The organism is Microbacterium sp. UBA3394, assembly GCF_002358725.1.
In the GTDB taxonomy this organism is placed as follows: Bacteria; Actinomycetota; Actinomycetes; order Actinomycetales; family Microbacteriaceae; genus Microbacterium; species Microbacterium luteum.
In genome coordinates, this window is sequence record NZ_DEPK01000083.1 from 1,707 (window position 1) to 5,746 (window position 4,040).

Genomic DNA, 4,040 nt, shown 5'->3' on the forward strand with positions numbered 1-4,040 from the left:
TCGCCTCGGGTCTCGCGTCCGGTGCCGCCCGTCCCATCGCCGGCGCCACCGTCGGAGCAGGCCACCCGCATGAGGGTGCGGGTCGGGTTTAGGCTCGTCGGGTGCGTCTTGTCATCGCCCGCTGCTCGGTCGACTACACCGGGCGCCTCACCGCCCACCTGCCCCTCGCGACGCGCCTGCTCGTCCACAAGGGCGACGGCAGCCTCCTGGTGCACTCCGACGGCGGCTCGTACAAGCCGCTCAACTGGATGAGCCCCCCGTGCCGTCTCGAGGTCGAAGAGCCCGACGAGGAGTCCGCGCGCGCCGGCGTTCTCGAGCACTGGCGGGTCACGCACGCCAAGAGCGGTGACGCCCTGCTCGTGCGGATCTACGAGGTGCTGCACGACACCTCGCACGAGCTCGGTCTCGACCCGGGCCTGCAGAAGGACGGCGTCGAGGCGGATCTGCAGCGCCTCCTCGCCGAGCAGGTCGACGTGATTGGTGACGACCTGACGCTCGTGCGCCGCGAATTCCCGACCGCGATCGGCCCCGTCGACCTGCTGCTGCGCGACCCCGCAGGCGGCACGATCGCCGTCGAAGTGAAGCGGCGCGGCGACATCGACGGCGTCGAGCAGCTCACGCGATACCTCGAACTCCTCGGACGCGATCCGCACCTCGCTCCCGTCACGGGCGTGTTCGCCGCGCAGGAGATCAAGCCGCAGGCGAAGGTGCTCGCCACCGACCGCGGCATCCGCTGCGTCACCCTCGACTACGAGGGCATGAAGGGCATCGAGTCGGGCGCACCGCGGCTGTTCTGAGCGGTCCCGTGCGCCGGCTCCCGACGCGAAGCCGCTTCCCGGCCCCGTAGTCTGGGAGCATGGCGACACGCTCCCCCTGGACCTGCATCCTCTGGGATGTCGACGGCACCATCGTGGATGCGTCCGACGGCATCCTGCGTCGCCTCACCGTGGCCCTCGAGCACTTCGGCAAGCCCAAGCCGACCCGCGCCGAGCTGGTGCACTGGATCGGCCCTCCCATGTACGAGTCGTTCCAGACGAACGTCGGCATGAGCCCCGAGCAGGCCACCGAGGCGGTGTCGTTCTACCGCACGCTCGGCAAGGCCGACGGATACACGACCGGCGCGAAGCTCTTCCCGGGGGTCGGTGAGCTGATCCAGGAGGCGCACGCGTGCGGCATCCCGCAGGCGACGGCCAGCTCCAAGCCCGAGAATCAGGTCGCGGCACTCATGGACCACTTCGATCTGGCCCCGTGCTTCACCGCCACGGTCGGGTCCACCCCCGACGAGAAGACGCTCGCCACGAAGGCCGACATCGTCGCCGAGGCGCTGCGGCGGCTCGCGGCGGCCGGTGTCGATACGTCGCGACCGGTGCTCGTCGGCGACCGGCACCACGACATCGAGGGCGGGGCGGCGCACGACGTGCCCGTGATCTTCGTCGGCTGGGGATTCAGCTGGCCGCACGAAGCCGAGGGCGCCCAGGCCGCCGTCGACGACGTTTCTCAGCTGCGCGACCTGCTGCTCCTCACCGACGCCGATGGATGACGTCGCAGACACGGTGATCGGCTGGGTCGTCCCGGCGATCGTCGTCTTCGGCGTCACGGCGCTGGCGGTCGCCGTGCTGGTGTGGGGAGTGCGCCGTGCACGTCGCTCTCCCGCCGCGCGGAAGCGCGCGGAGGCGGAGCGCCTCGAAGCGGGCGCGGTTCTGGTGCGCCTGGACGACGCGATCGCCGAGCTCGAGCTCGAGGTGGGACTGTCGGGCGCGCTCTACGGCGGTGACGCCCCGGCCTCGCTGCGACGCGCGCGCCTGACGGCGCAGCACACCCGCGACGCGGGTTTCGACCTGTACCGCACGATCTCCCTGCCGGCCGCGACCCCGGTTGAGGTGCGCCGTGGCGCCGCGCGCATCCGCGAGCAGGCCGACAAGGCCGCCACGGCCATCCGCCACGCCCGTTCGGACCACGTCGAGTGGATGGGTCGCCACGTCACCGCGGGCTCTCAGCTGGCCGCCACGCGGCGGCGCCTCGACGATCTGCGCGCCTCGATGGGCGACCCCGCCCCGCTCCTGGATCAGCTCGCGGCGAGCTTCGCCGAGGATGAATGGCGCACCGCGTCGGATGCCGCGACCAACGCCGTCACCGAAGCCGCCGAAGCGCAGGTGCGACTCGATGCGGCGGCCGCGGCCGCCGAGGACCCGTCGCGCAACGCCCTGGCCGACATCGCAGCGGCGGAACGCGCGTTGCGCCAGGCCGAGGCCGACGCCCGCGCCTTCGAAGAGTCGTATCGCCTCATCACGCAGGCCTCGCAGGCCCTCTCGGGCGAGTTCGAGGCCACGCGCACGGCGATGCGGCAGGCGGTGCTGTCGCGAGGGTCGCTGCCCCCCGACGACGCCGATCGCCTGGCCGATGAGGTGCGGGCGATCGAGGCGGACCTGAACGCCCTCGAACGGGATGCCGCCCGTCGCCCGACGTGGACGATCGACCGTATCGCCCGGCTGCGCGATCGACTCGACCTCGCGCTGGGCGATGCCCGCACGGCGCAGCAGCGACTCCGTGGCGCGCGCACGGCCCTGCCCGGAACCCTCGCGGCCGCCCGCAACGCGGTGGCGATGGCCGAGGCGGTCGCCACGCACACCCACGGCAGCGCGGACGCGCGATCGCGGCTCCGCTCCGCGCAGCGCGAGCTCGCCAATGCCCGCGCATCCGCCGACCCGGTCGCCGCGCTCGACGCCGCGCGCCGCGCCATGCGCGAGGCCGAGGACGCGAAGGCCCTCGCCGACTACGACCGCCTGCACGGCCACTGATCCGACGGCGCTGATCCGCGGCCACCCGCGCCGCACCCCGGTCGATAGGGTGAGGGCCATGAGTGAGGCCTCGACGAAAACGTCCCGCCCCGTCTTCGCCGTCATCCGGCGCATGCCCGCCACTCTCACCTTCATCGGCGTGATCCTCATCGTCGGCGTGGTGTGGGGCGGACTGTGGTCTCCGTTCGAAGAGAACGATCTGTTCGATGCGGTCGCCTACGGCCTGCCGGCGTTCGCCGAGGGACGATGGTGGACGGTCGTGACGGGCACGTTCTTCGTCAACCAGCCGTGGGTCTACATCTTCACGATCTCGAGCTTCGCCGGCATGGCCTACCTGGAGTATCGCCGCGGATCACGCGTCGCACTCCTCTACTACGCCATCGGGCAGGCCTTCGCGGTGCTCGCGACGGCGCTCGTGCTGTGGCTGGCCGCGATGGCTCCGTGGGAATGGGCGCAGACGCAGGCCGCCGCGCTCGATGTCGGCGCCTCGGGCGGCACGATGGCCTGCATCGCCGCCGCCGTCGGCCTCTTCGTCTCTCCCTGGCGAGTGCGCGCGTGGCTGCTGCTGATCGCGCTGTCCTTCCTCGCCCTGCTCTTCTGGGGCCATATCGCCGATGTCGAGCATCTGCTCGCCGTGCTGCTCGTGCTGTTCGTCGATCGGTCCCTCACCATTCAGCGCTCCAGCGTGCGGGAGCAGCGGTTCCTGGCGTTCTTCGGCATGGTCGTCATCGGCGCCGTGCAGGTGGTCGTGCTCCTCGTTCCGACCGACGGGATGTTCGGTCCCACCGAGCCGGCATCCGGCGGCTACGTCGATGCGGCGATCGACGTCGTGATCATCGTCCTCGTCGCCAACGGCATGCGCCGCGGCCGGCGATGGGCGTGGGTGGTGAGCATCGTGCTGGCGTCGCTGAACGTGCTCACCGGCGCCCTGGTCCTCACCGTGATCATCGTCGCCAGCGAAGCGCAGCTCGAGGCCGTCATCGACGCCGAGACCGAACTCGCGATGACGAGCGCCGTGATGTGGCTGCTGATGCTCGTCTACATCCTGTGGGTGCGTCGCGCGTTCGCGGTTCGCCGGCGCACCGGCCTCGGCACGGCGACCCAACCTACCGTGGCCGAGGTGAAGGACGTGATCCGCACCGACGGCGGCGGCACACTGTCGTGGATGACGACGTGGTCCGACATGTCGTACGCGGCGATCGCCGGCGGTGTCGTCGGATTCCAGAACCGCCGCGGTGTCGC

3 protein-coding genes and 1 pseudogene are annotated in these 4,040 nt (G+C 71.4%); all 4 read left to right on the top strand.

The window, feature by feature from the left end:
- Nucleotides 1-101: 101 nt before the first annotated feature.
- Complete coding sequence (gene nucS, locus B4E30_RS04665) at nucleotides 102-797, top strand: endonuclease NucS (RefSeq protein ID WP_071044240.1); 696 nt, start codon at nucleotides 102-104, stop codon at nucleotides 795-797.
- 59 nt (nucleotides 798-856) lie between these two features.
- Nucleotides 857-1,540: an HAD hydrolase-like protein gene (locus B4E30_RS04670; RefSeq protein ID WP_286793702.1), complete on the top strand. Its 684-nt coding sequence runs from the start codon at nucleotides 857-859 to the stop codon at nucleotides 1,538-1,540.
- Nucleotides 1,533-2,798 (top strand): hypothetical protein, encoded by a 1,266-nt coding sequence (locus B4E30_RS04675; RefSeq protein WP_286793704.1) that lies wholly within the window; start codon nucleotides 1,533-1,535, stop codon nucleotides 2,796-2,798. Before B4E30_RS04670 ends, B4E30_RS04675 begins: the two co-directional genes overlap by 8 nt.
- Nucleotides 2,799-2,856: 58 nt before the next feature.
- Nucleotides 2,857-4,040 (top strand): annotated as a pseudogene (locus B4E30_RS04680) (hypothetical protein); the annotation flags it as partial.

Bases quoted from the DNA above. Each gene is read 5' to 3' on its own strand.
- B4E30_RS04670 (WP_286793702.1), top strand. From the start codon at position 857: ATGGCGACACGCTCCCCCTGGACCTGCATCCTCTGGGATGTCGACGGC.
- B4E30_RS04675 (WP_286793704.1), top strand. From the start codon at position 1,533: ATGGATGACGTCGCAGACACGGTGATCGGCTGGGTCGTCCCGGCGATC.